Raw genomic sequence first — 21,041 nt, 5'->3', positions numbered from 1 at the left:
CTTTTACTAATGACTTAAAAATAGAACAGTTAACAAAAGCATTCAAACCCTGGATTACAGATATTGTCTATCAAAACGCTAGTGCGTCGTTGCTCTGGTGCTACTCAGCCATAACCGAGTATGAATAGAAAAACGACACTACATCATGACCACTTATCAATTCGCACAAAGCGAGTGCCAGTTAAGTTCCTACAATTATAAAATGACTGGGCGATAATTACAAATTTATCCCCTAAGTAGTAAAAGGCAAACGCTGGGTTAACAAATAAATAGACAGCAGTCATACGTATTTGCCAAAATTGCTCAATATTGAGGGAATTTACGCCAAACTCAATTCGTCTACTACGCATACTCTGTCTGTTTTTAACCCGAATATTAATCAAACCTGCTACATTATTATCGTAAAATTCTTTAAAAATTATGCGGATAATGTAGCTGTACTTACTGTCATAAAAACAAGCTTTCTAAGCAAAATAACCAATCAGACATATTTTGATACAAAAATTACAGTGAATAAACACGACTAAACCGTGCCAATTGGTGCTATTGATGGTAAAAGTCTTTTCAAATCATAAGTAATTACTGCTAATATACCCTGCGTATTAAATGAGTTAAATGCATTTTTATGATTTGACTAACGATAGACCGAGGGTGTGCGTCTGTCGTAATTTTATTCTAACAAGCTAAAACCAATGGAGAGCAATTTATGGCTGACACTAATGCCAAACTAACCGTCAATGGTAAAGAATACGAGTTTCCTATTATCGAAGGTACTTTAGGGCGTCCAGTTCTAGATATTGCTGCTCTACAAGAATCAGGATTTTGGTCTTATGACCCTGGTTTTAAAGTAACCGCCCCTGTTGAATCAAAGATTACTTATATTGATGGTGGTAAGGGTGAGCTACTACACCGCGGCTACCCTATCGATCAATTGGCAAACAATGCTGAATATTTAGAAGTGGCTTATGCCTTGATTCATGGCGATTTGCCGAACGCTGAGCAAAAAGCAGATTTCTTTGAAAAAATCCGTAAGCATACGGGTGTTCATGATCAATTGCGCAAGTTCTTTGAAGGCTTCCGCCGTGACGCGCATCCGATGGCTATTATGGTTGGTGTCGTTGGTGCTTTATCTGCGTTTTATCATGAAGCATTAGATGTCAGTAACGAAGAGCATCGTGAAATCACGGCTATCCGTCTAATCGCTAAAATGCCAACGCTTGCTGCGATGAGTTATAAATACTCGCAAGGCGAACCGTTCATGTACCCACGCAATGACTTTAGCTATGCTGAAAACTTCTTATACATGATGTTTGCCACGCCTGCTGATGTTGATTACCAAACCAATGACGTCATCACTCGTGCCATGGACAAAATCTTTACTTTGCATGCTGACCACGAGCAAAACGCGTCAACGTCTACGGTACGTCTAGCTGGTTCTACTGGCGCCAACCCTTATGCGTGTATCGCTGCTGGTATCGCCGCCCTTTGGGGACCATCACATGGCGGCGCGAACGAAGCCGTGCTTGAGATGTTAGATGAGATCGGTTCAGTTGAAAATGTGCCTGAATTCATGGAAAAAGTGAAGAGCCGTGAAGTGAAGCTCATGGGCTTTGGTCATCGCGTTTATAAAAACTTTGATCCACGTGCACAAGTGATGAAAGAAACTTGTGACGAAGTATTGGGCGCATTGGGCATCAATGATCCTAAGCTTGAGCTTGCCATGGCACTTGAGAAAATCGCTTTAGAAGACCCGTTCTTCGTTGAGCGTAACTTGTATCCAAACGTTGATTTTTACTCAGGCATTATCCTTAAAGCCATCGGTATTCCAACGTCAATGTTTACCGTAATCTTCTCATTGGCTCGTACTTCTGGTTGGATCAGCCATTGGTTAGAGATGCACAGCACACCGTTCAAAATTGGTCGTCCACGTCAGTTATACACGGGTGAAACGCATCGCGACTTCGTTAAAGTTGAAGACCGTAAATAGTCACTTATATTTTAGTTTTTAGAACCATAAAAAATCCCGCCATCGTGCGGGATTTTTTATGGTTCTGGTTTTATGGTTCTTACTGTCTCATTTGATACGATTAGCCACATTACATTTTATAGAAACCCTATCCGTTACTGAATGAATAACTGGTTGAGTGACAGAATTGCGGCTACTGGAATTCTTTTAGTGTCTGCTCATATTTGGCAATTTGCTCATCATAACCTTTAATGGTGTCATTAAACTTAGTCATAAGCGTCTCAAATTCTTTTTGTTGATTCAGTTTCATCTGCTGCATATCAATCACTTGCTGAGCTTCTATCTGCTCCCAAACCTGATGCTGAATAATCAAACGCGCTAATGCTGGGCTCTTGGCACTGAGCCTGCCAGCAATTTCTGCATGCTCAAATAATTGCGGAGCCAATGTCGCGATATTAATTAACGTATCAACATCTTCTGCGCTAAGAGGTGTCGTCACAGGCTGATAAAGCGCTTCCATCGCTTGCTGGTAGCTTTCGATGATTTGATCTTCTGTTAGCATGACAGGCTTGCGCGGCTCAAGGCTAATGCGCTTTAACACCGTTAAATCACGCTCGCCAACTTCCGTACTGGTATTGATATCAGCCTCAGCGGAGATATCCACTTCATCATCTGTGGTGTCAGCAGATAGTGAGCTGCTATCAGCTGCATCGCTGTTATTCTCCATCACGTTATCAGTATTAGTATTAGTATTAGTATCGCTAGCAGCAGTATCATCATTTAGCAGCAATGAATCCTCACTATCTGAGCTATCAGCGGCTTGTAGGGATTCATACTCTGCTTGTAAACGACGCTGTAGCCTTTGTGCTTGCGCGACATAGATAGGCTGGAACTGCTTTATGCGGGTAGCAGCAGAATCACTTGGGCGCATAGGTTGACTGTCTTCAGTGCTCGTTTTTTCAACGCTCTGACTGTCTTCTGGCGCCGGTTGAGTCTCTGCTTGCTGCTGACAACCACTTAACAGTAATACGCCGCTGAGTGTTGCCGCAAGCAAGGTTGACGAGTGCTGTAAAAGGGTGTTGTTTTGATTGATAGAATCATCAACCACACCTTTATTCATTTTATAATTGGGCTTTTTTGGCAAAAATTTAAACATAAGGGTACGTGTCCTTGTTAAGGCAAAATAATAAAAACCAAAATTATCATGGCAATCCATTGCCAATGGATATCACTTCATATTGTCGTCAGACTTCACGATTAAAAATGGAATACAAGTTTCTAATGCTTGACAGTCTTGTCCACGCTGACGACGAATAAAATAATCCTGAACCATACGCGCCTGCTGTTCGATACCGTAGTTAAAGAAGGATTTGCCTGTCTTGAGCACATAATCATAACGGCGATCAATAAGTGCACCGCGCACCACTTTTAAGCCTTGCTGTAGTTGCCATACATGGGTCAATTCATGTATCAGCCAGCTTTTTTTACTCAATGAAGCATCGCTAAAATCTATTATCCAATCTGCTGGGTTAAAATAAATATTGCCATTAGGACTAACGGCATAATGTTTCAACACCCACCAAGCAGTCTTGAGCTGAACCTCATCGAGATTGATACTGTCGCCAAATACTGACCGCGCCAGCGCTATCTCACCTGTAGTAAGCAAACGTGATTGCTGCTTGGCACTGCGATATAAATAGCGAGCAAACAAACGCTGCAATATCGGCGGAGACATCATGACGGTAATACCTTATGCCTAATGAATGGATGATCACAAATGATAGGTCGTAAATCGCGCGTGATATCTGCGATCTATCAATGCTGTTGAACCGTTAATAGGGATAAAAGCATAAAAATCAAAGTATTTGGGACATAAGCTGTACACTTGATTGACTTTTATTAACGTAAATCTGCGTTAGCCTATCGTGTATGACACATACCAAGACACATACTAAATAGCATCTTTATAAATTAGCCTACTTTTACTACTCATGTCTAATATTCATTAGTGCGAAAATCATGCCAAACAGACAGATATAATATTTTTCCATACAAATGATGAATGTAATCTAGGATGTAGTCATTTAGATGCAGCAATAAAAACCCATTAATCACTGTCGTTATGAACTAATTGATAGCTGTTTAAATTGATAATAGAGATTTCTATGCCGCCTAATTTTCATGCCGATACACCCCTTGCCCAGCGTATGCGCCCAACGACACTTGATGCAATCATTGGTCAAGAACATCTACTGGCAGCAGGTGCGCCCTTGCGGCGTTTGGTCGAACAAGGGCATCTGCTATCGATTATTTTGCATGGTGAAGCTGGCATCGGCAAAACGACTATTGCCATGCTGTTGGCTGATGCTGTTGGCAGACCTTTTCATGCCTTGTCTGCCTTGAATACTGGGGTCAAACAGCTGCGAGAAGTGTTAGACAATAAGGACTCATTGGCATTTGAATCGCCAGTGGTTTTTATCGATGAGATACACCGCTTTAACAAGGCTCAGCAGGATGCCTTACTGGGCGCGGTTGAATCTGGTGATATTACCTTGATTGGTGCGACAACTGAAAACCCGTCCTTTAGTGTCAATAATGCCCTGCTATCACGTTGCCAAGTGTATCGTTTAGAGCCACTGACGCCTAAGCAAATCAGTGCGGTATTGCACAGGGCAATTTCAGAAGATTCAGTGCTGAAAAATTTGACGGTTGATTTACAAGCACAGGACACTATCAGCCAACTGGCGCACGGCGATGCGAGGAAGGCGCTGAATTTATTAGAGCTTGCTATTCAAACGGCGGACACTAAGCAATCACCGCTCGTCATTAACGATGAATTGGTCGCTCGTGTCGCTCAGACCGCGTTGGTACGCTATGACAAAGATGGCGAGCAGCATTACGATATTATCTCGGCGATGATAAAGTCCGTACGTGGCTCAGACCCTGATGCTGCGCTTTATTGGATGGCGCGGATGTTAGTTGGCGGTGAGCCTGCCGATTTTATCGCGCGGCGTTTGGTCATCTTGGCCAGTGAAGATATAGGTAATGCCAACCCTAATGCTTTACTCCTTGCCGATGCAGCATTACGTAGTGTGCAATCAATTGGTATGCCAGAAGCGCGTATAATCTTGGGACAAGTAGTGGTTTATCTGGCGACCAGTGCCAAAAGTAACAGCACTTATAAAGCCATCAATGCTGCGATGGCGTTGGCAGAAAAAGATGCTTCTCCAGTACCGCTACACCTTCGCAATGGCGTGACCAAACTGATGCGCAATCAAGGCTATGGTCAAGGTTACGCCTATCCACACGATTACCCCAATCACTATTATCCGCAAAGCTATTTGCCAGACAACTTAGTTGGTACCAGCTTTTATGAATTTGCCGACAACCAACGCGAGCAACACAGCAAACAGTTTATGGATTGGCTAAAAAGCCAAGCAGCCAGTAACGACTGATGGCTCACATGGTCGATTAGCCCTTTGCTTAATACTTCATTGAATACATGAATCGTCGTGACCATTAGTAATACTTATCACTATATTTGACAGACTGGCCCATATAGTTTCGAGATGAAGCAGCACAGTGGGCTGAAAAGCGTTAAAATGTCCTCATATTGATATATGAGCAATGATTCCATAATGTCTGTCTACGGTGGATCAATTTGATCCAATGCACTTTGCCTAACCGCAACAGCGCTCTGTAGCATCTACTGCTACAATAGACAGAGTATGCTTTATATTCCACATCACACCTATCTATAAATAATAAAATATTGAGACTTACTATGAGTTTAAATACGATTCCTGAGATTATCGAAGACATTCGTGCTGGCAAGATGGTCATCTTAATGGATGATGAAGACCGTGAAAATGAAGGTGATATCATTATGGCAGCGACCCATGTGCGCCCTGAAGATATTAACTTTATGATTACTCATGCACGTGGTTTGGTCTGCTTGACCTTGTCACAAGCACGCTGCCAACAGTTGGCTTTGCCGCTGATGTCTGATCATAACGAGGCAAAATTTAGCACCAACTTTACGGTTTCTATCGAAGCCGCTGAAGGCGTTACCACGGGTATCTCTGCTGCTGACCGTGCACGTACTATTCAAGCAGCGGTTTCTTCTTCGGCAAAACCTGAAGACATCGTCCAGCCTGGACATATCTTCCCAATCATGGCTCAAAATGGTGGCGTCTTGCACCGCGCTGGGCATACCGAAGCTGGTTGTGATTTAGCACGCCTAGCAGGGCTTGAGCCCGCAGCAGTGATTGTCGAAATCATCAATGCTGATGGTACGATGGCGCGCCGTGATGACCTTGAGATATTTGCCGAAGAGCATGGCATCAAGATGGGTACAATTGCTGACCTCATCAACTACCGCATCGCGAACGAGCAAACGGTAGAAGAAATTGAGTCGCGTCCTTTTGAAACGGAATACGGCACCTTTACGCTACATCGCTTCCGCGAATTTGGCGCTGATGAAACGCATTTGGCTTTGGTAAAAGGCGATGTGAGCGAAGGCGTCAGCACCGTCCGTGTCCATGGTTTTCACCCACTACGCGACTTGTTTGCTGCCAAAAATGATATGACGGGTCGTAGTGGCTGGAGCGTACGCTCAGCACTGGAGGAAATCAGTAATTCAGATCGCGGCGTATTAGTTTGGATTGGTAGCAACCAGCCAATAGATTTAGGAGAGGCGTTAGACAAAGCGGCAGACAATGAATCGCAATCGACCATTACTCAGCAGCCGTATCGCAGCATTGGTGTTGGCGCACAGATTTTGCGGCATTTAGGTGTTCGTGATATGCGTTTATTATCATCACCCATGAAGTTTTACGCATTATCAGGCTTTGACTTGAACGTCATCGATTTCGTACATGCGCCAAAGCAAGATTAATAGTTGATTGACTGATTAATTGGCTGATTCGATATCAGCCACATAGCAAAAGGCACGCTAACATAACATTAGCGTGCCTTTTTTTCATTTATTTAACATTCAGTACTAAAGCTTTGGTGTATGACCAACTTTCGCTTCTAATGCCAATAGCCGAGCGCGCTCTTCCTCTGTCCAAGCTAACTTACGCTTTCCCTCACTATCGAGCCGTACCACGACTGCCTCAGCCGTCGCGACGATGGCCGCTTGCACGGTGCTATAGTAGCTATATTCCATCACGATACTCGTATTGCCCAAGCGCTGACAGCGCACTCCCAATAGCAAAGTATCAGGATAAGTCACTGGGCGTAAATACTGGCAGCTAGATTGTGCCAATACCGTCACCATACTGCCATCAAACATACCTAGCGCCTGCAAATAGCCAATTCGTGCTGATTCAGCGTAACGGTAATAAATCACATTATTTAAATGGTTAAACGCATCCATCTCGCCCCAGTGAATGGGCTGGTGATGAATAATGGGATAATGAGACAATTCGTCAGGATGATTATCTGCGATATTAGAGGCTACATGTGCTGCTTGATTCAAACTGTCCATAACGTCATTTCTCTTATTTTTATATTCATAAATCTATCAATCAACATCCACTGAACCACTAACGCTGAGATTTATCCAAAATCTGAGTGGTCAACAATGGCGTTGGTTTCGGTGCATTGGCAATCAATTTATCTAACCAATCTATAACTTCTGCGATATTTGTCGGAGAGGATCTGGTTGGTAGATTCTTGTCGGTAGAGGTTTGTTTTTTGCCTGCGGACGCATCATTAGAGGTGTTTTCAGTATTAGTCATGGCTGCCTTTGGCGCTGACTCTTGAGGAATAGCAGACTTCGGCACCAATGTTTGTAGTTGATTTCTTGCTTGACGCAGATAACCAATAAGCTGCTCTTGTTCGCGCATATTGCTGGCTTGACTGGCCAGATTTAAGGTCATAATCACTTCGTGAATGGTCAGTTGTTTGCGCGAGAGGCTCATATTACTATCAGCGCTATTGTGCGGTGTCGCCTCGCTACTCACACGCTCATAGCTGTGCAAAAACTCTTGAATATTTTGGATGGCGAGGTTTTGTAGCTGCCAAGGACTGGGCTGAGAGCTGCTCGCCTGCAAACGTTCGATGTCTTTCATCAAGCTTTGTTTGATCACAACCGTTAGCGCTGGAGCAATCTCATTGCTGCTTTGCGAAAGCTGCCAGTGTAGACCACGCAACAAATCAATCGCCGCACTGTCGTTATTGTCTGCCAACAATCTATCAGCAGCTTGTATCTGAATACGCAGTAGATCTAACTGGTTTTGCGCTTGGCTACTGGCGGCAGATCGAGGCTCTGGCAGCGTCTGCTGACTCATCGCAAATAGACGGTCATCCATCTCATTCAGACGGCTGACGACTTGCTCGTTGCTTTGCAAACGCTCATTAACACTATGTTGGAAACGCTGTTGGCTGATGTAGAGCCACAATAGGGCGGCGATAAGCAACAAGATAACCAGCCACTGCAGGCGCAACAAAAACACATTTGCTTGTCGGCGCTGCTGAGTAGCAGAAGGTTCCTGAGATAACGATTCAGAATTGATTGACATAAGGCAGCACCGTTATTTTGGCTAAAACAGGTTTAAAGCAAATAAATAAAAAGTGAAACATAATAGATAAGGACAGATCATCGGTTGGTACATTTATACATTTAACAGGCTTTAGCATGGATAGCAGCAAGAATGGTTTCTGGCGCCAAATCTTCCACACGCCAATAGCTTAACTGCTGATCAGCGACCATATTGGCTAAACGCTCACCCAACACCACATAAGAAAAGTCTGACAATTCATAGGGCAAAATAGCGGGGGTTTCTCTGGCTGTTTCTTGCTTTAATGCCTTTTCTGCTACAGCCCGAACGATGCTTTCCCAATGCTCAAAGGCTGTACCGCTACTGACCACAACGATTGGCTTTGGTTGCTGCACTGCCGACGCATCTTGCATTATATTATGCGTTAAATTATCGGTTAAAAACTCTTTTAGCCACTGCTCATATTGAGCCATCGCATCGACTGGCATTATGCGCTCATACCAAGCAATGCTATCGATATGCACACCGCGTGCCAGCAACGTATCGACCAATAGTCGCCTACCTCCCAATCCGCGCCACACGAGCAACTTGTCACCTGCTTGCAAACGCTCAATTTCAGGCATCGCTAGCATACCTTCGTTATTGGCAATGTGAGGCTGAAGCACTTGGTAATTCGATGCCTCCATTTTGGCATGATTTAATACTGACGCAGTCGCTTCACCCACGGCAATCAAGTAGCTCGGAGCTTGCAGAGCATTAATTGCTATATCTTTTCGCTCATTATTATTATCATCGTCATGATTTTGAGCTTGACGCTCATCTTCAAGCGCTTGCCAAACAGCCAGTCCTGAAGCGGCCGCCGTTGGGCTAACAATCACAAGCGCCTTATAATCGCCTGCTAGCCACTGCCGCATCAGCGTCATGTCTTGCTCAGTCGTTGGGCGTGATTGTAACGTCAACATCGGTATCTCTACCACCGTCAGCCCTGCTACTTGTAGATGATCCGTCAATGCAGCGGCACGCTCTACTGGGCGAGTATTGATGACTACTTGCGTGAGTGATGACTCATTATTTGATTGACTGTTAGCAATAAGCTGGGCGTGATTTAATGTTGATGACATAGACGTACCATGACAAAAGACTGATAGAATTGGCTTAACGATAGCCCTAGCATCAATAATACTGGGGCTATGACTAAGATAATCAAAATACTGGTATGTTATTCAGGATGATAAATCGCGGATAAGATATCACCCGCGCCATCGGCAAGCAGTATATTGGCAACATCAATACCAAGCTGATTAGCCTGTACTTCTTGCTCGGCTTGTGTGCCGATCAATGTGACGCGTTTTTCTGCTTTTAGCAGCTCGCTGCCATCCGCTTGACCGACGCGGCCACGTAGCCATAACACATTGCCGTTGTCGTTATTGCCATTATCACCGTTATCATCATTGTTGCTGCTTGTTTCATCCGCTATTTGTAACACAGCATAAGCAGCAATGGGCACTTGGCAGCCACCCTCTAAATGACGGTTTAGCGCGCGCTCAGCAATGAGACGGATACGAGCTTTATCATCATTCAGTGGTGCCAGTAATTTTAGCACCTCATCATCACCTTCACGGCATTCGATCGCTAAAGCGCCTTGACCAACCGCAGGCAGGCAGGCATTGATATCAAGCTCGCCGCGTATGCGCTCATCCAGCTCGATACGCTGCAAACCACTGGTCGCTAAAATAATCGCATCATACTCGCCAGCATCCAGCTTGCCCAAACGTGTACCAACGTTACCGCGTAGGGTTTTGATTTGTAGGTCTGGGCGATAGGCTTTAAGCTGACACTGACGACGCAAACTTGACGTGCCAACGACTGCGGCTTGCGGCAACTCATCAAGACTATTATAGGTGTTAGACACAAAAGCATCAGTCGGTGAAGCGCGTTTGCAATAGACGCCCAGCATCAAGCCTTCAGGAAGCTGCATCGGTACGTCCTTTAATGAATGTACCGCGATGTCCGCTTGTTTGTCATATAGTGCTTGCTCAAGCTCTTTGACAAACAAACCTTTACCACCAATTTTAGCCAAAGGTGTGTCCAAAATCTTGTCACCCTTAGTGACAATTTTTAGCAAGTTAATCGTCAATTCAGGATACAAATCTAGTAGACGAGCACGGATATGCTCAGCTTGCCATAGTGCTAAAGGGCTCTGACGCGTGGCGATATTCAAGGTAGTCAAAGCAGTTTGCTGCGGATTGCTCATAAAGGGCCTCAATAAATTCGATACTGTTCACATCAGTACTATGCATGTCAGTATTAGACAATACTGCAAATTTTCCACAAAAAATGGGCGATATAAACCATATATAGTCAATGCTGACGCAAAAAAATACCCCTATTTAAGCATAAATAAGGGTTTGATGATATGGGATGATTATTTCACGGTTATTTTGCTGTTATTTTGCTGTTATTTCACTATGCAAACCGCAGCTTACATGCTTTGAATCTTGTCACGTAATGCAGGTAAGTGACGGCGGCTAACCGCGAGTGTCTCATCAATGCCTTTAAAGCGTATTTGATATTGTCCTGCATCCAACGTTTCTAAAAAGTCCAAAAAGCTAAGGTTGATGATGGCATTACGGTGCACCCGAAACAGCCGATCCTCAAATTCTTGTTCAAGCTCTTTTAGCGTCTCATCAATCAGGACAATGCCATCTTTGTGACGGACTTTGACGTACTTTTGATCGGCGGTAAAATAATAGATATCTTTGAGCTTGATGAGCTCAACGCCTCGGTGGGTACGAGCAGCGATATGCTCACGTACTGGACGCGCTGTTGGGTCTTCGAGTTTACGAATCTCATTTAACTGCGCCGCGTTCAAATTTTTCGCTTTATCTAGTGCTTCTAGTAACTCATCTTTATTGGCAGGCTTTAATAAATAACCAATCGCATTGGCTTTTAGCGCGGCAATGGCATAATGATCATAAGCGGTGACAAATATAATAGCTGGCGGATGCTCAAGCTTGGCAAGCTCTTGCGCACAGCGCACCCCATCCATCTCAGGCATACGAATATCTAATAATATGATGTCTGGCTGCTGAGTTTTGACAGCGATAATGGCTTCTGCACCCGTGGTTGCTTGAGCAACGACTTGATGACCTGACTCCTGTACAATTCTAACCAAACGCTCACGTGCTAGTGGCTCATCATCACAAACTACGATACGCATGCAAACTCCAATCCCAGGATAAACTTAGTATTTTTTTCAATGGTCTTACCAACATATTAGCACTCATTACCAATCACTTAGCATAAAAACCTTTAATTATTTCATAAAACAATAACTGGCTATATTGACGTTGATAGCCTTGTGCATTGAGTTTTATTTCAATGCATTTATCGATAATAATTTTTATGGGGAATCATGGCTAAATACAAAGTAAAACAACCCATTAGCTATAAACATGGTGCAATAAGTATGCCATACCTATTTCTTGAGAAATAAAATACAAAATTAAGCCCAAAAAAACGGTCATAAACTAACATCTTGCAGCGGATAGTCGATGACGGTAATAATTCGACTACTGGTAACGCTACTTTTAATATCCGCACTTTGACCGAAATAAGCCCGTAAACGTTCCGCTTGAATATAAAAGTTCATGTGCTGACGTAAATCATGGTTAATAATCATGGTTTTTTTCGGCAGCGCGACACCAATCGTAATCACAACCCGATGCTGCTGCCAAGTGACTCTAATATTGATATAAATGGTTTCAGTGGTCATCTCCACCACATTCAGCAGCATTTTTTCTAGCACGCTCTGTAAGGTCAAGGCAGTAATCACCATGTCATACATGACATCTTCGTCAGGCAATTGCCAACTCACTTCAAGCTTATCCGCTAAGCGGCTAGACTCAATCGCTAGATAGTGCTCACAAAGAGCAATTTCTTCTTCAAAACTAATCTCTCGTGCCCCATTGAAACTGGCACGGAATAAGGCAGAAACGTGCTGTAATAAAGCAGAAGCTCTTGCTGGATTGGACTCTATCAGTGACACAAGGGTATTAATGGTATTAAAGAAAAAATGCGGAGCGATTCGTGCTTTGATCACATCATTTTGTGCACTCAATTTCTGCTCAAACGATTGTTTGAGCGCATTCGTCTCGCGATAACGGCGTAAAAAATACAGTAAGAACACTAAGGTAAAGCCACCACTAATCACCGCATCAAATAATATATTTAGAATAAAAGTTTGACGATCATATTCAAACCAACCAATGTTAATCATCACCAGCATGACTAAAATCATGGATATGGTAGATGCCACCATGAGTAAGGCAAGCACATACATGCTGGCTTTAGGTATGCTCATGCCCTTAAAAATGGGGCGCAAATAATCAATGATGTATAAGGAAGGAATAATACTCAAGGTGTTTTGCAGGACTCTGCTAAACAGCTGAATCAAAAAATCTGACCACGTGGCAATATCATAGCGATTTATTACCGTGACGAATAGTGACCAAAAAAAGATATAAATGAACCACTGCCAAGGCTTCATGACTTCCATGAGCTTGGGAATAAAAAACTCTAAGCGCTCCGCTAGTAAGGCAACCTCATCCTTTGCTATACTTGAGCTCTTATTCTGCTGACTTGTCTTGTACCGATATGAACGCCAATTCTTCAAAACCTAGTAGTCCCGAATCAAATGTAAACCCATCTGTCTCTGATTCTAGCACAGATGCTCCGATAACAAATAACGCTGCACAAAACAACCCTGTAAGCAGTCCTTCAAACAGCCAAGGCCAGCAGATGTGGGGCGGACGCTTCAGTGAAGCGACGGACAGCTTTGTCGCTGCCTTCACCGCCTCTGTTGGCTTTGACCAACGCTTTGCTCGTCACGATATTCAAGGCTCAATCGCCCACGCGACCATGCTTAAAGAATGTGACATTTTGACCGCTGACGAAGTAGCCACCATTATTGATGGTCTACATCAAGTACTGCGCGAGATTGAGGCTGGCGAGTTTAACTGGTCAATCGCGCTAGAAGACGTGCACATGAATGTTGAGTCGCGCTTGACTGACATCATCGGCGCTGTTGGTAAAAAGCTGCATACGGGTCGTAGCCGTAACGATCAGGTTGCCACCGATATTCGTCTTTGGCTACGCGAAGAGACTGATAATATCATTGCCTTATTAGTACGCTTGCAAAGTGGTTTGCTTGATTTGGCTGAGCAGCATACTGACACTATTATGCCCGGCTTTACGCATTTACAAACGGCGCAGCCAGTGAGCTTTGGTCATCACGTCATGGCGTGGTTTGAGATGTTATATCGCGATACCGAACGTCTGGTCGATGCGCGCCGCCGTATCAATCAGATGCCACTTGGTAGTGCTGCCCTTGCTGGCACGACATTCCCCATTGATCGTACCATTACTGCTGAGCTGTTAGGTTTCGAAGGTATTTGCCAAAACTCGCTTGATGCCGTCTCAGATCGTGACTTCGCGATTGAATTCACTTCTGCCGCGTCTATCCTTATGATGCACATGTCTCGCATGAGTGAAGAGATTATCCTATGGATGTCAGCGCAGTTTAACTTTGTGCAAATCCCTGATCGCTTCTGTACTGGCTCATCTATCATGCCGCAAAAGAAAAATCCTGATGTACCAGAGTTGGTTCGCGGTAAAGCAGCACGTGTCTTTGGGCAGCTAATGACACTCCTTAGCCTGATGAAAAGCCAGCCACTGGCTTATAACAAAGACAACCAAGAAGACAAAGAGCCGTTGTTTGATTGCGTCGATACGCTTACCGGCTGTTTATTGGCTTTTGCTGATATGCTACCGAATATCACCCCAAATAAAGAAAACATGCGCGCTGCCACAATGAAAGGCTATGCTACCGCTACTGACCTTGCAGATTATTTGGTACGTAATGGTGTGGCGTTCCGTGATGCTCATGAAGTGGTGGGTAATGCCGTTGCTTTAGGTATTGCCGAGGGTGTTGATTTGAGCGATTTGTCATTGGCGCAGCTACAGCAATTTAGCGATGCAATCGGTGATGATGTCTTTGAATATTTAACGTTAGAAGGCTCATTAGCAGCCCGTGACCACTTAGGTGGTACAGCGCCAAATCAAGTTAAGCAAGCCGTTGCTCGCGGTCGTAGCCGTTTAGAGGTATTTGCGTAAAATCGCATTGTTGACCAGACAGCTTTTACCATAAAAAACACCCGCCCCTGCTGCGGGTGTTTTTGATACCATGATGAGGTAAAGTAAATTCAGCTAATAATATTTAAGTCACTTATGCTGAATAAATGCTAACTAATACCATTCACAGAAATTAGAGTAGCAAGGAAAACGAGTCAAAGTACTACGCCTTGTAGGCTAAGCGAGTTTGACACAGCTAATCTTACTTTTTGGGTTTGGTATAACTATTCTTATGAGTGATTCAATAACATATTTTTATAATAACCAAACCATAATAAGGAACGCCTTATGACTGAGACTTTTAATCCGCAAGCCAATACGGTATTTTGCCGTAAATATCAGCAAGAATTGCCAAAAATGCCGCACCCGCCTTTTCCTAATAAAAAAGGTCAGGAGCTACAAGAAACGGTATCTGACAAAGCATGGAAAGAATGGCTTGAACAGCAAACGATGCTGATTAACGAAAACCATCTAAGCATGTTAGATCCTGCTGCCAAAAAATTCCTCACCGAACAACGAGATAAATTTTTAGATAATGAAGATTATGAGCGTGCACAAGGTTGGACGCCAGAGAGCTAATTGTTTTTATTATTGCCACAATATAAAAAACGCGCTATTTAATATAGCGCGTTTTTTTGGATGTAAAATTAACGATGAACTGTTTTTTTCAGCCATCATCACCGTTTGAGTCTACGAAATCGGTGGCAGATTTAGTAGCAGACAGGGTACTGACTTGGCGCGCCGCCATACGGTCATTGGCTTCTTGCACGGCTTTTTCGACCAGCGCATAGTCGGAATGACGCACATCTTGCCCACTAATATAGTTAATCACCAGTTCTGCAATATTTTGTGCATGATCGCCTACCCGCTCAAGCGCGCGCAATACCCACATAATATTAATGACTTTTGAAACGTGCCGTGAATCTTCCATAATATAGGTCATCAAAGCACGGATGGCTGACTGATACTCATCATTGACCATGCTATCGTTACGCATGACCTCAAACGCTTGCTCAGCATTCGATTGGCTAAATGCCTCTAGCGCATTGTGCAGCATCAAACGAACCTGATTGCTAAGATGTTGCACTTCCGCATAACCGTATGACAGTTTACCTTGTGCCGCAATTTTTTTGGCCATCTGAGCAATTTTGACGGCTTCATCACCGATGCGTTCTAGATCAACCACGCCTTTACTGATGGACATGACCAAGCGTAAATCACTGGCGGCGGGCTGACGTTTGGCGACCAATAGCAAGATATGCTCATCCAACTCGACTTCCATTCGATTGATATCAAAGTCCATATCAATCACCTCTTGCGCCAGTGTCTCATTTTTATCGATAAGCGCATGGATCGCTTTCGCCACTTGGTTGGCCGCGCTATCACCCATGTATAGAAATAGACGGATAGCTTCATCAAGATCTTGGTCAAAACTTTTGGAGATATGCTTATCGCTTTGCATAAGAGGTATTCCCTAAAATCCATATTTTGGTAGCGCGGTGTGGCTGTTGAGTCGAACAGATTGGCTCACGATATCTTATTGAACGTATCGAGCACGTCGTCCTTGCTCAGACCGCGATGTTAGCCATAACGACCCGTAATATAATCTTCCGTCGCGGTTTGGGCAGGCTTGGTAAATATCTGGTCGGTCTCGCCCATCTCAATCATATCGCCTAAGTACATATAGACGGTGTAATCTGACACCCGTGCGGCCTGTTGCATGTTATGCGTAACGATGGCAATGGTGTAATCCTGTTTTAAGTCTTCAATCAAATCTTCGATCGCACCTGTCGAGATAGGATCTAACGCTGACGTTGGCTCATCAAGCAATAACACTTCAGGCTTGGTCGCGACGCTACGTGCGATACACAAGCGTTGCTGCTGACCACCTGATAACGAAAGCCCTGACGCTTTTAGCTTGTCTTTCACTTCTGGCCATAATGCGGATTTTTTGAGTGCCCACTCTACTCGATTGTCCAGCTCAGCCTTGCTCAACTTTTCATAAAGGCGTACCCCAAAGGCGACATTGTCATAGATTGACATCGGGAATGGGGTTGGTTTCTGAAAGACCATACCGACTTGGGCGCGCAGCAAATTGACATCGACGTCTTTGCCCAAGATATTGTTGCCATCAAGATTAATATTGCCTTCTGCCCGCATACCCGGATATAAGTCATACATCCGATTAAAGGTACGTAATAGCGTCGATTTGCCGCAACCTGAAGGACCAATGAAAGCAGTGACTTTTTTATCAGGAATATCGATATTGATATTTTTTAGCGCCTGAAAGTCACCATAATAGAAATTCAGATCCCGAATTTGCATTTTTGCTGCAGGCATGTTTTTGGGAATATCATGAAGCGTTTGTTTGGTTAGGCTGGCAATATCTGGCTGCTCCATTTGTGCTGCCGTCGACATCGGTCTGTTTAATAAACTGTCTGTTGTTGGATTAAATTTATCTGCCGCATTGAATTTATCGACAGGCTTTTTTATACGGATTTTGCTCATGACATCATTCATAATATGTTCCAACCCAGCTCAATGAATATAAATGGAAGTAAAGGCTCGAGGTAATCTAGGACAAGCCTTAATTTACCATCAGCCTTTATTTAGCCTGACCTCTACTACCGATGAATCTCGCCAAAATATTTAATACCAAGACAGAGGTCGTGATCAGCAACGCCGCCGCCCACGCTAAGGTATGCCAGTTTTCATAAGGACTCATCGCAAACTGATAGATGGTATTGGGTAAGTTGGCAATAGGCTGACCCATATCAGTACTGAAATACTGGTTGTTAAGCGCCGTAAATAGCAACGGTGCTGTCTCACCAGTGATTCGAGCAAATGCCAATAACACCCCAGTGGTCAGTCCTGCTCTAGCTGCCTTAATTGTTACTTGAGTCACCATTTTCCACTTGGGTGTGCCAAGTGCGTAAGCCGCTTCACGAATGCTATTAGGCACTAGATTGAGCATATTCTCAGTGGTACGCACGACCACAGGAATAACGATTAATGCCAATGCTAACGCGCCTGCCCAACCAGAGAAACTTTGACCTTTTACCATCAATGCATAAATAAAAAGACCAATCACAATCGAGGGTGCGGATAACAAAATATCATTTAAGAAACGCGTTACCTTGCCAAGCATACTGCCTTGAGCGAACTCGGATAAATAAATACCTGTCATGAGGCCAATAGGTGCACCGATAAACAATCCTGAAAACGCGAGCATTACTGAACCGACAATGGCGTTACGCAGCCCGCCCGCACTCATCGGTGGCGGTGTATCAGCAGTAAAAATAGGCAGCTGTACAATACCTTGAAAGCCTTCCACAAAGAGCGTCAACAAAATCCAAAACAACCAAAATAGTCCAAAAACCATCGCCGACATGGCAAAGCCTAGACCTAACTTGTTGGTCAAACGGCGCTTGTTATAAAGGCTTCGATTGTAGCGGCTAGCACTGTTTGGCTGAGTCGGTAGTGGTGCATTGATCGCATTGTTAGCAGCCATACTATTTATTTCCCATATCTTTTATCAATATCTATCAATGTTTATTGATGTCCAATAAATCCGTAAAAGACCTATCGAGATTATCAAACGACTACCGATTGCCTGCCTTGTGATCCATGCGCATGAGCATGAGTTTTGCTAGAGATAGCACAATGAAGGTGATGACAAATAAGATTAAGCCTAAATGTAATAAAGAAGCCAAATGTAGCTCACTCGACGCTTCGGCAAACTCGTTGGCTAAAGCTGAGGTAATGGTGACACCAGAGGTAAAGAGACTTGGACTGATATTGAACGCATTACCAATCAAGAAAGTCACTGCCATCGTCTCACCCAATGCCCGACCCAGTCCTAAGATCACGCCACCAACCACGCCAGCTTTGGTATACGGCAAAATAATCTTGAACATAACTTCCCACGTCGTTGCGCCCATACCATATGCTGATTCTTTAAGCAGGTCTGGCACGACCGAAAAAACATCGCGCATGGTGGCGGCGATAAATGGAATGATCATGATGGCAAGTACAAGGGATGCCGTAAACATCCCCAGTCCCATTGGCGCGCCCGTAAATAGCTTACCAATGATGGGTAGTGGACCGACGTGTTCAATGAACCAAGGCTGAATGTGATCACCGAAGAAAGGCGCAAATACAAACAATCCCCACATACCGTAAATGATAGAAGGAATACCAGCCAATAGCTCAATGGCGATACCAAGTGGTTTTTTGAGGAAGGTTGGGCACATCTCGGTCAAAAATATGGCAATGCCAAAACTGATTGGTACTGCAATGAGAATAGCTATAAATGACGTTACTAGCGTGCCATAAATAGGGGCAAGAGCCCCGTATTCATTGGCGACCGTATCCCAATTATTACTGGTATAAAATCCAAGACCAAATGCCTGAATGCTCGGCCATGCTCCGATAATCAAGGAGACTAAAATGCCGCCCAACGATAAGAGTACCAGTATGGCAAAAGCCTTAGTAGCATTCACAAACAATAAGTCATAGCGCTTTTGTTTAGCCAGTTGGGACCTTAAATCATTCATAAGTGTCTCAGCATTAAATAGAATCAAGTCAAAATAGTAGAAGCATTCATTCGGTTTTATCACAACAAACTTGTCATCAAATTTGCTGTGATAAAACCTCTCAAATAACTACCGGAGAATAGTTATTCGAGAGGATAACTCGAAAGGGACTAGTAAGGCACTGACAAGGTATTAAAGAATATTTAGCAGAAACAGGTTACTGAGCAGGCTTATAAACAGGCTGTCCATCACTGCCTTTTACCTCGTTCCATTTTTCCTTGAATAAGGCAACCGCTGCATCAGAGAATGGTACGTAATCGAGTGCCATGGCATCGTCATCACCTTGGGTATAAGCCCAATCAAAGAAGTTCAATACACCAGCGACTTGCTGAGGATTCTCTGGTTGCTTATGCACTAAGATGAAAGTAGCAGCAGCGATAGGCCATGCTTGATCCGTCTCAGAGTTAGTGATGACTTTATAAAAGCCTTCTTGTTGTGACCAGTCGATATCACCAGCTGCTGCAAATGTCTCAGCAGAGGGCTGAACAATGTTGCCAGCTGCGTTTTTCAGTGCCGTATGTGACATATTGTTTTGCTTAGCGTAAGCATACTCAACGTAGCCGATAGAGTTTTTCATACGGTTGACGTAGCTTGAAACGCCTTCGTTACCTTTACCACCTGCACCAGTCGCAGACGTTGGCCACTTAACGGTTTTATCAACACCAACTGTGTCTTTCCAATCTGGTGAAACTTTAGCTAGATAATCTGTGAAGTTAAACGTCGTACCTGAACCATCTGAGCGGAATACGGTAGTAATAGCAGCATCAGGTAGTGTTAAATCTGGGTTCATGGCTTTGATCGCAGGATCATTCCAGTTACTAATCTTACCCAAATAGATGTCTGCTAACATTGCACCGTCTAATTTCAACGCACCCGGCTCGACACCGTCAATGTTGACGATTGGAACAACGCCGCCGATGACCGTCGGAAACTGAATCAAGCCCGCTTCGTCTAGCTCTTCAGGCGTCATCGGCGCATCAGAAGCACCAAAATCGACGGTTTTTGACTGAATTTGTTTGATACCGCCAGATGAGCCAATAGATTGATAGTTGACTTGGCCACCAGTAGCAGCATTGTAGTCATAAGACCATTTGGCATAGATAGGCTGCGGGAACGATGCACCTGCACCCGTGATATTCATTGCGATATTTTCAGCAGATTTAAAACCTGTATCAGCAGAAGGCGTTGCCTGATTCTGAGTGGTTGTTTCAGCCGTGGTAGCGGCACTACTGCTAGTATCAGCAGCTGGCTCTGTCGTTTCAGTCGATTTATTACATGCCGTAAGCATTAATGTACAACTAACGGCCACTGCTAATAACGAATAACGCATGTAGGACTCCTAAAGTTTAACAACGATACAAAAAGTATTTGTTTGTGATATGCGTGCTATCTTGCCAAATCTTTATGACAGTTTAATGACAACCTCTGGAATCTTTCATTCGCTTTACATAATATTTAGATAAGTATTCTAAATACCAGTAATATCGAGTAATTTTGATAACTATTACTAAGAATCTGTGCTCATAACCAGACCGAACAGCAAACTCAAAGTCTGATGTTTTCATTCAAATATCATTAGCCCTCATTGCAGAACTTTGTTAGTATTGAGTTGATTTACAACACTGACAGACTCGGGGTGCGGTGTATTATTGGCTCGCTTTACTAAACTTGCTTTATTAAAGTAGTCGCCTTTATACATTCGCTGAGAGATCACCCGCCGAACCTGATGCGGTTAGTACCGACGCAGGGAAGTCTTAAGCACTTTGTTATTTATGGCAAAGG

18 protein-coding genes and 1 riboswitch are annotated in these 21,041 nt (G+C 43.9%); of the genes, 5 read left to right on the top strand and 13 right to left on the bottom strand.

Features of this window, described 5'->3' with window-relative positions:
- Window positions 1-706: 706 nt before the first annotated feature.
- A complete protein-coding gene (gltA, locus tag JMY05_RS11720) occupies window positions 707-1,987 on the top strand; it encodes a citrate synthase (protein ID WP_055123667.1) in 1,281 nt (426 codons plus the stop codon).
- Window positions 1,988-2,159: 172 nt separating this feature from the next.
- Here the strand turns inward: gltA and JMY05_RS11715 are convergent, their stop codons facing one another.
- Complete coding sequence (locus JMY05_RS11715) at window positions 2,160-3,122, bottom strand: hypothetical protein (RefSeq protein ID WP_201615187.1); 963 nt, start codon at window positions 3,120-3,122, stop codon at window positions 2,160-2,162.
- Window positions 3,123-3,194: 72 nt separating this feature from the next.
- On the bottom strand, window positions 3,195-3,701 hold the full coding sequence (locus tag JMY05_RS11710; RefSeq protein WP_045443744.1) for a hypothetical protein: 507 nt from the start codon (window positions 3,699-3,701) through the stop codon (window positions 3,195-3,197).
- Window positions 3,702-4,131: 430 nt separating this feature from the next.
- Between JMY05_RS11710 and JMY05_RS11705 the strand changes: the two genes are divergently transcribed.
- On the top strand, window positions 4,132-5,421 hold the full coding sequence (locus JMY05_RS11705) for a replication-associated recombination protein A (protein ID WP_201615185.1): 1,290 nt from the start codon (window positions 4,132-4,134) through the stop codon (window positions 5,419-5,421).
- 329 nt (window positions 5,422-5,750) lie between these two features.
- Window positions 5,751-6,863 carry a bifunctional 3,4-dihydroxy-2-butanone-4-phosphate synthase/GTP cyclohydrolase II gene (ribBA, locus tag JMY05_RS11700; RefSeq protein WP_201615183.1) on the top strand — a complete coding sequence of 371 codons (1,113 nt, stop codon included), beginning with the start codon at window positions 5,751-5,753 and terminating at the stop codon, window positions 6,861-6,863.
- Window positions 6,864-6,968: 105 nt separating this feature from the next.
- Here ribBA and JMY05_RS11695 read toward each other — a convergent pair whose 3' ends face one another.
- The 6 genes from JMY05_RS11695 to JMY05_RS11670 form a co-directional block, all read right to left on the bottom strand.
- Window positions 6,969-7,457, bottom strand: a complete 489-nt coding sequence (locus JMY05_RS11695; protein WP_045443091.1) for an acyl-CoA thioesterase — start codon at window positions 7,455-7,457, stop codon at window positions 6,969-6,971.
- 58 nt (window positions 7,458-7,515) lie between these two features.
- Window positions 7,516-8,493, bottom strand: a complete 978-nt coding sequence (locus tag JMY05_RS11690; RefSeq protein ID WP_201615182.1) for a hypothetical protein — start codon at window positions 8,491-8,493, stop codon at window positions 7,516-7,518.
- 101 nt (window positions 8,494-8,594) lie between these two features.
- A complete protein-coding gene (locus JMY05_RS11685; protein ID WP_201615180.1) occupies window positions 8,595-9,593 on the bottom strand; it encodes a uroporphyrinogen-III synthase in 999 nt (332 codons plus the stop codon).
- Between the two features lie 98 nt (window positions 9,594-9,691).
- Window positions 9,692-10,726, bottom strand: coding sequence for a hydroxymethylbilane synthase (hemC, locus tag JMY05_RS11680; protein ID WP_045443090.1), 1,035 nt, complete (start codon window positions 10,724-10,726; stop codon window positions 9,692-9,694).
- Window positions 10,727-10,954: 228 nt separating this feature from the next.
- Window positions 10,955-11,692 carry a LytR/AlgR family response regulator transcription factor gene (locus JMY05_RS11675; protein ID WP_045443089.1) on the bottom strand — a complete coding sequence of 246 codons (738 nt, stop codon included), beginning with the start codon at window positions 11,690-11,692 and terminating at the stop codon, window positions 10,955-10,957.
- Window positions 11,693-11,995: 303 nt separating this feature from the next.
- The gene (locus JMY05_RS11670; RefSeq protein ID WP_201580693.1) at window positions 11,996-13,147 is read right to left on the bottom strand and encodes a sensor histidine kinase; all 1,152 of its coding nucleotides are present in this window, start codon (window positions 13,145-13,147) and stop codon (window positions 11,996-11,998) included.
- 125 nt (window positions 13,148-13,272) lie between these two features.
- Here JMY05_RS11670 and argH point away from each other — a divergent pair, with 125 nt between their 5' ends.
- Both argH and JMY05_RS11660 read left to right on the top strand, forming a co-directional pair.
- Window positions 13,273-14,646, top strand: a complete 1,374-nt coding sequence (gene argH, locus JMY05_RS11665; RefSeq protein WP_045443088.1) for an argininosuccinate lyase — start codon at window positions 13,273-13,275, stop codon at window positions 14,644-14,646.
- Window positions 14,647-14,952: 306 nt separating this feature from the next.
- Window positions 14,953-15,243 (top strand): oxidative damage protection protein, encoded by a 291-nt coding sequence (locus tag JMY05_RS11660; RefSeq protein WP_045443086.1) that lies wholly within the window; start codon window positions 14,953-14,955, stop codon window positions 15,241-15,243.
- A gap of 88 nt (window positions 15,244-15,331) precedes the next feature.
- Here the strand turns inward: JMY05_RS11660 and phoU are convergent, their stop codons facing one another.
- The 5 genes from phoU to pstS all read right to left on the bottom strand — a co-directional run bounded on the left by phoU (window position 15,332) and on the right by pstS (window position 20,589).
- A complete protein-coding gene (gene phoU / locus JMY05_RS11655) occupies window positions 15,332-16,126 on the bottom strand; it encodes a phosphate signaling complex protein PhoU (protein ID WP_045443084.1) in 795 nt (264 codons plus the stop codon).
- A 119-nt stretch (window positions 16,127-16,245) separates the two neighbouring features.
- Window positions 16,246-17,172 carry a phosphate ABC transporter ATP-binding protein PstB gene (gene pstB, locus JMY05_RS11650; protein ID WP_095849314.1) on the bottom strand — a complete coding sequence of 309 codons (927 nt, stop codon included), beginning with the start codon at window positions 17,170-17,172 and terminating at the stop codon, window positions 16,246-16,248.
- A gap of 97 nt (window positions 17,173-17,269) precedes the next feature.
- The gene (pstA, locus tag JMY05_RS11645) at window positions 17,270-18,175 is read right to left on the bottom strand and encodes a phosphate ABC transporter permease PstA (protein ID WP_045443081.1); all 906 of its coding nucleotides are present in this window, start codon (window positions 18,173-18,175) and stop codon (window positions 17,270-17,272) included.
- A gap of 91 nt (window positions 18,176-18,266) precedes the next feature.
- Window positions 18,267-19,220, bottom strand: a complete 954-nt coding sequence (gene pstC / locus JMY05_RS11640) for a phosphate ABC transporter permease subunit PstC (protein WP_201501773.1) — start codon at window positions 19,218-19,220, stop codon at window positions 18,267-18,269.
- 196 nt (window positions 19,221-19,416) lie between these two features.
- On the bottom strand, window positions 19,417-20,589 hold the full coding sequence (pstS, locus tag JMY05_RS11635) for a phosphate ABC transporter substrate-binding protein PstS (RefSeq protein WP_201615178.1): 1,173 nt from the start codon (window positions 20,587-20,589) through the stop codon (window positions 19,417-19,419).
- Window positions 20,590-20,881: 292 nt separating this feature from the next.
- A riboswitch (TPP riboswitch) is annotated at window positions 20,882-21,026 on the top strand.
- Window positions 21,027-21,041 lie beyond the last annotated feature (15 nt).

It is taken from the genome of Psychrobacter sp. JCM 18902, from assembly GCF_904846615.1.
GTDB lineage: Bacteria > Pseudomonadota > Gammaproteobacteria > Pseudomonadales > Moraxellaceae > Psychrobacter.
This window is presented reverse-complemented; position numbering and strand designations above follow the sequence as displayed.

What these genes read in the sequence shown, in the direction of transcription:
- pstS (WP_201615178.1), bottom strand. Translation starts at nt 20,589, where the DNA reads ATGCGTTATTCGTTATTAGCAGTGGCCGTTAGTTGTACATTAATGCTT.
- pstA (WP_045443081.1), bottom strand. Translation starts at nt 18,175, where the DNA reads ATGGCTGCTAACAATGCGATCAATGCACCACTACCGACTCAGCCAAAC.
- JMY05_RS11690 (WP_201615182.1), bottom strand. Translation starts at nt 8,493, where the DNA reads ATGTCAATCAATTCTGAATCGTTATCTCAGGAACCTTCTGCTACTCAG.
- argH (WP_045443088.1), top strand. Translation starts at nt 13,273, where the DNA reads ATGTGGGGCGGACGCTTCAGTGAAGCGACGGACAGCTTTGTCGCTGCC.
- JMY05_RS11660 (WP_045443086.1), top strand. Translation starts at nt 14,953, where the DNA reads ATGACTGAGACTTTTAATCCGCAAGCCAATACGGTATTTTGCCGTAAA.
- JMY05_RS11695 (WP_045443091.1), bottom strand. Translation starts at nt 7,457, where the DNA reads ATGGACAGTTTGAATCAAGCAGCACATGTAGCCTCTAATATCGCAGAT.
- hemC (WP_045443090.1), bottom strand. Translation starts at nt 10,726, where the DNA reads ATGAGCAATCCGCAGCAAACTGCTTTGACTACCTTGAATATCGCCACG.
- JMY05_RS11685 (WP_201615180.1), bottom strand. Translation starts at nt 9,593, where the DNA reads ATGTCATCAACATTAAATCACGCCCAGCTTATTGCTAACAGTCAATCA.
- JMY05_RS11705 (WP_201615185.1), top strand. Translation starts at nt 4,132, where the DNA reads ATGCCGCCTAATTTTCATGCCGATACACCCCTTGCCCAGCGTATGCGC.
- JMY05_RS11675 (WP_045443089.1), bottom strand. Translation starts at nt 11,692, where the DNA reads ATGCGTATCGTAGTTTGTGATGATGAGCCACTAGCACGTGAGCGTTTG.
- pstC (WP_201501773.1), bottom strand. Translation starts at nt 19,220, where the DNA reads ATGAATGATTTAAGGTCCCAACTGGCTAAACAAAAGCGCTATGACTTA.
- ribBA (WP_201615183.1), top strand. Translation starts at nt 5,751, where the DNA reads ATGAGTTTAAATACGATTCCTGAGATTATCGAAGACATTCGTGCTGGC.
- gltA (WP_055123667.1), top strand. Translation starts at nt 707, where the DNA reads ATGGCTGACACTAATGCCAAACTAACCGTCAATGGTAAAGAATACGAG.
- JMY05_RS11715 (WP_201615187.1), bottom strand. Translation starts at nt 3,122, where the DNA reads ATGTTTAAATTTTTGCCAAAAAAGCCCAATTATAAAATGAATAAAGGT.
- pstB (WP_095849314.1), bottom strand. Translation starts at nt 17,172, where the DNA reads ATGAGCAAAATCCGTATAAAAAAGCCTGTCGATAAATTCAATGCGGCA.
- JMY05_RS11710 (WP_045443744.1), bottom strand. Translation starts at nt 3,701, where the DNA reads ATGTCTCCGCCGATATTGCAGCGTTTGTTTGCTCGCTATTTATATCGC.
- phoU (WP_045443084.1), bottom strand. Translation starts at nt 16,126, where the DNA reads ATGCAAAGCGATAAGCATATCTCCAAAAGTTTTGACCAAGATCTTGAT.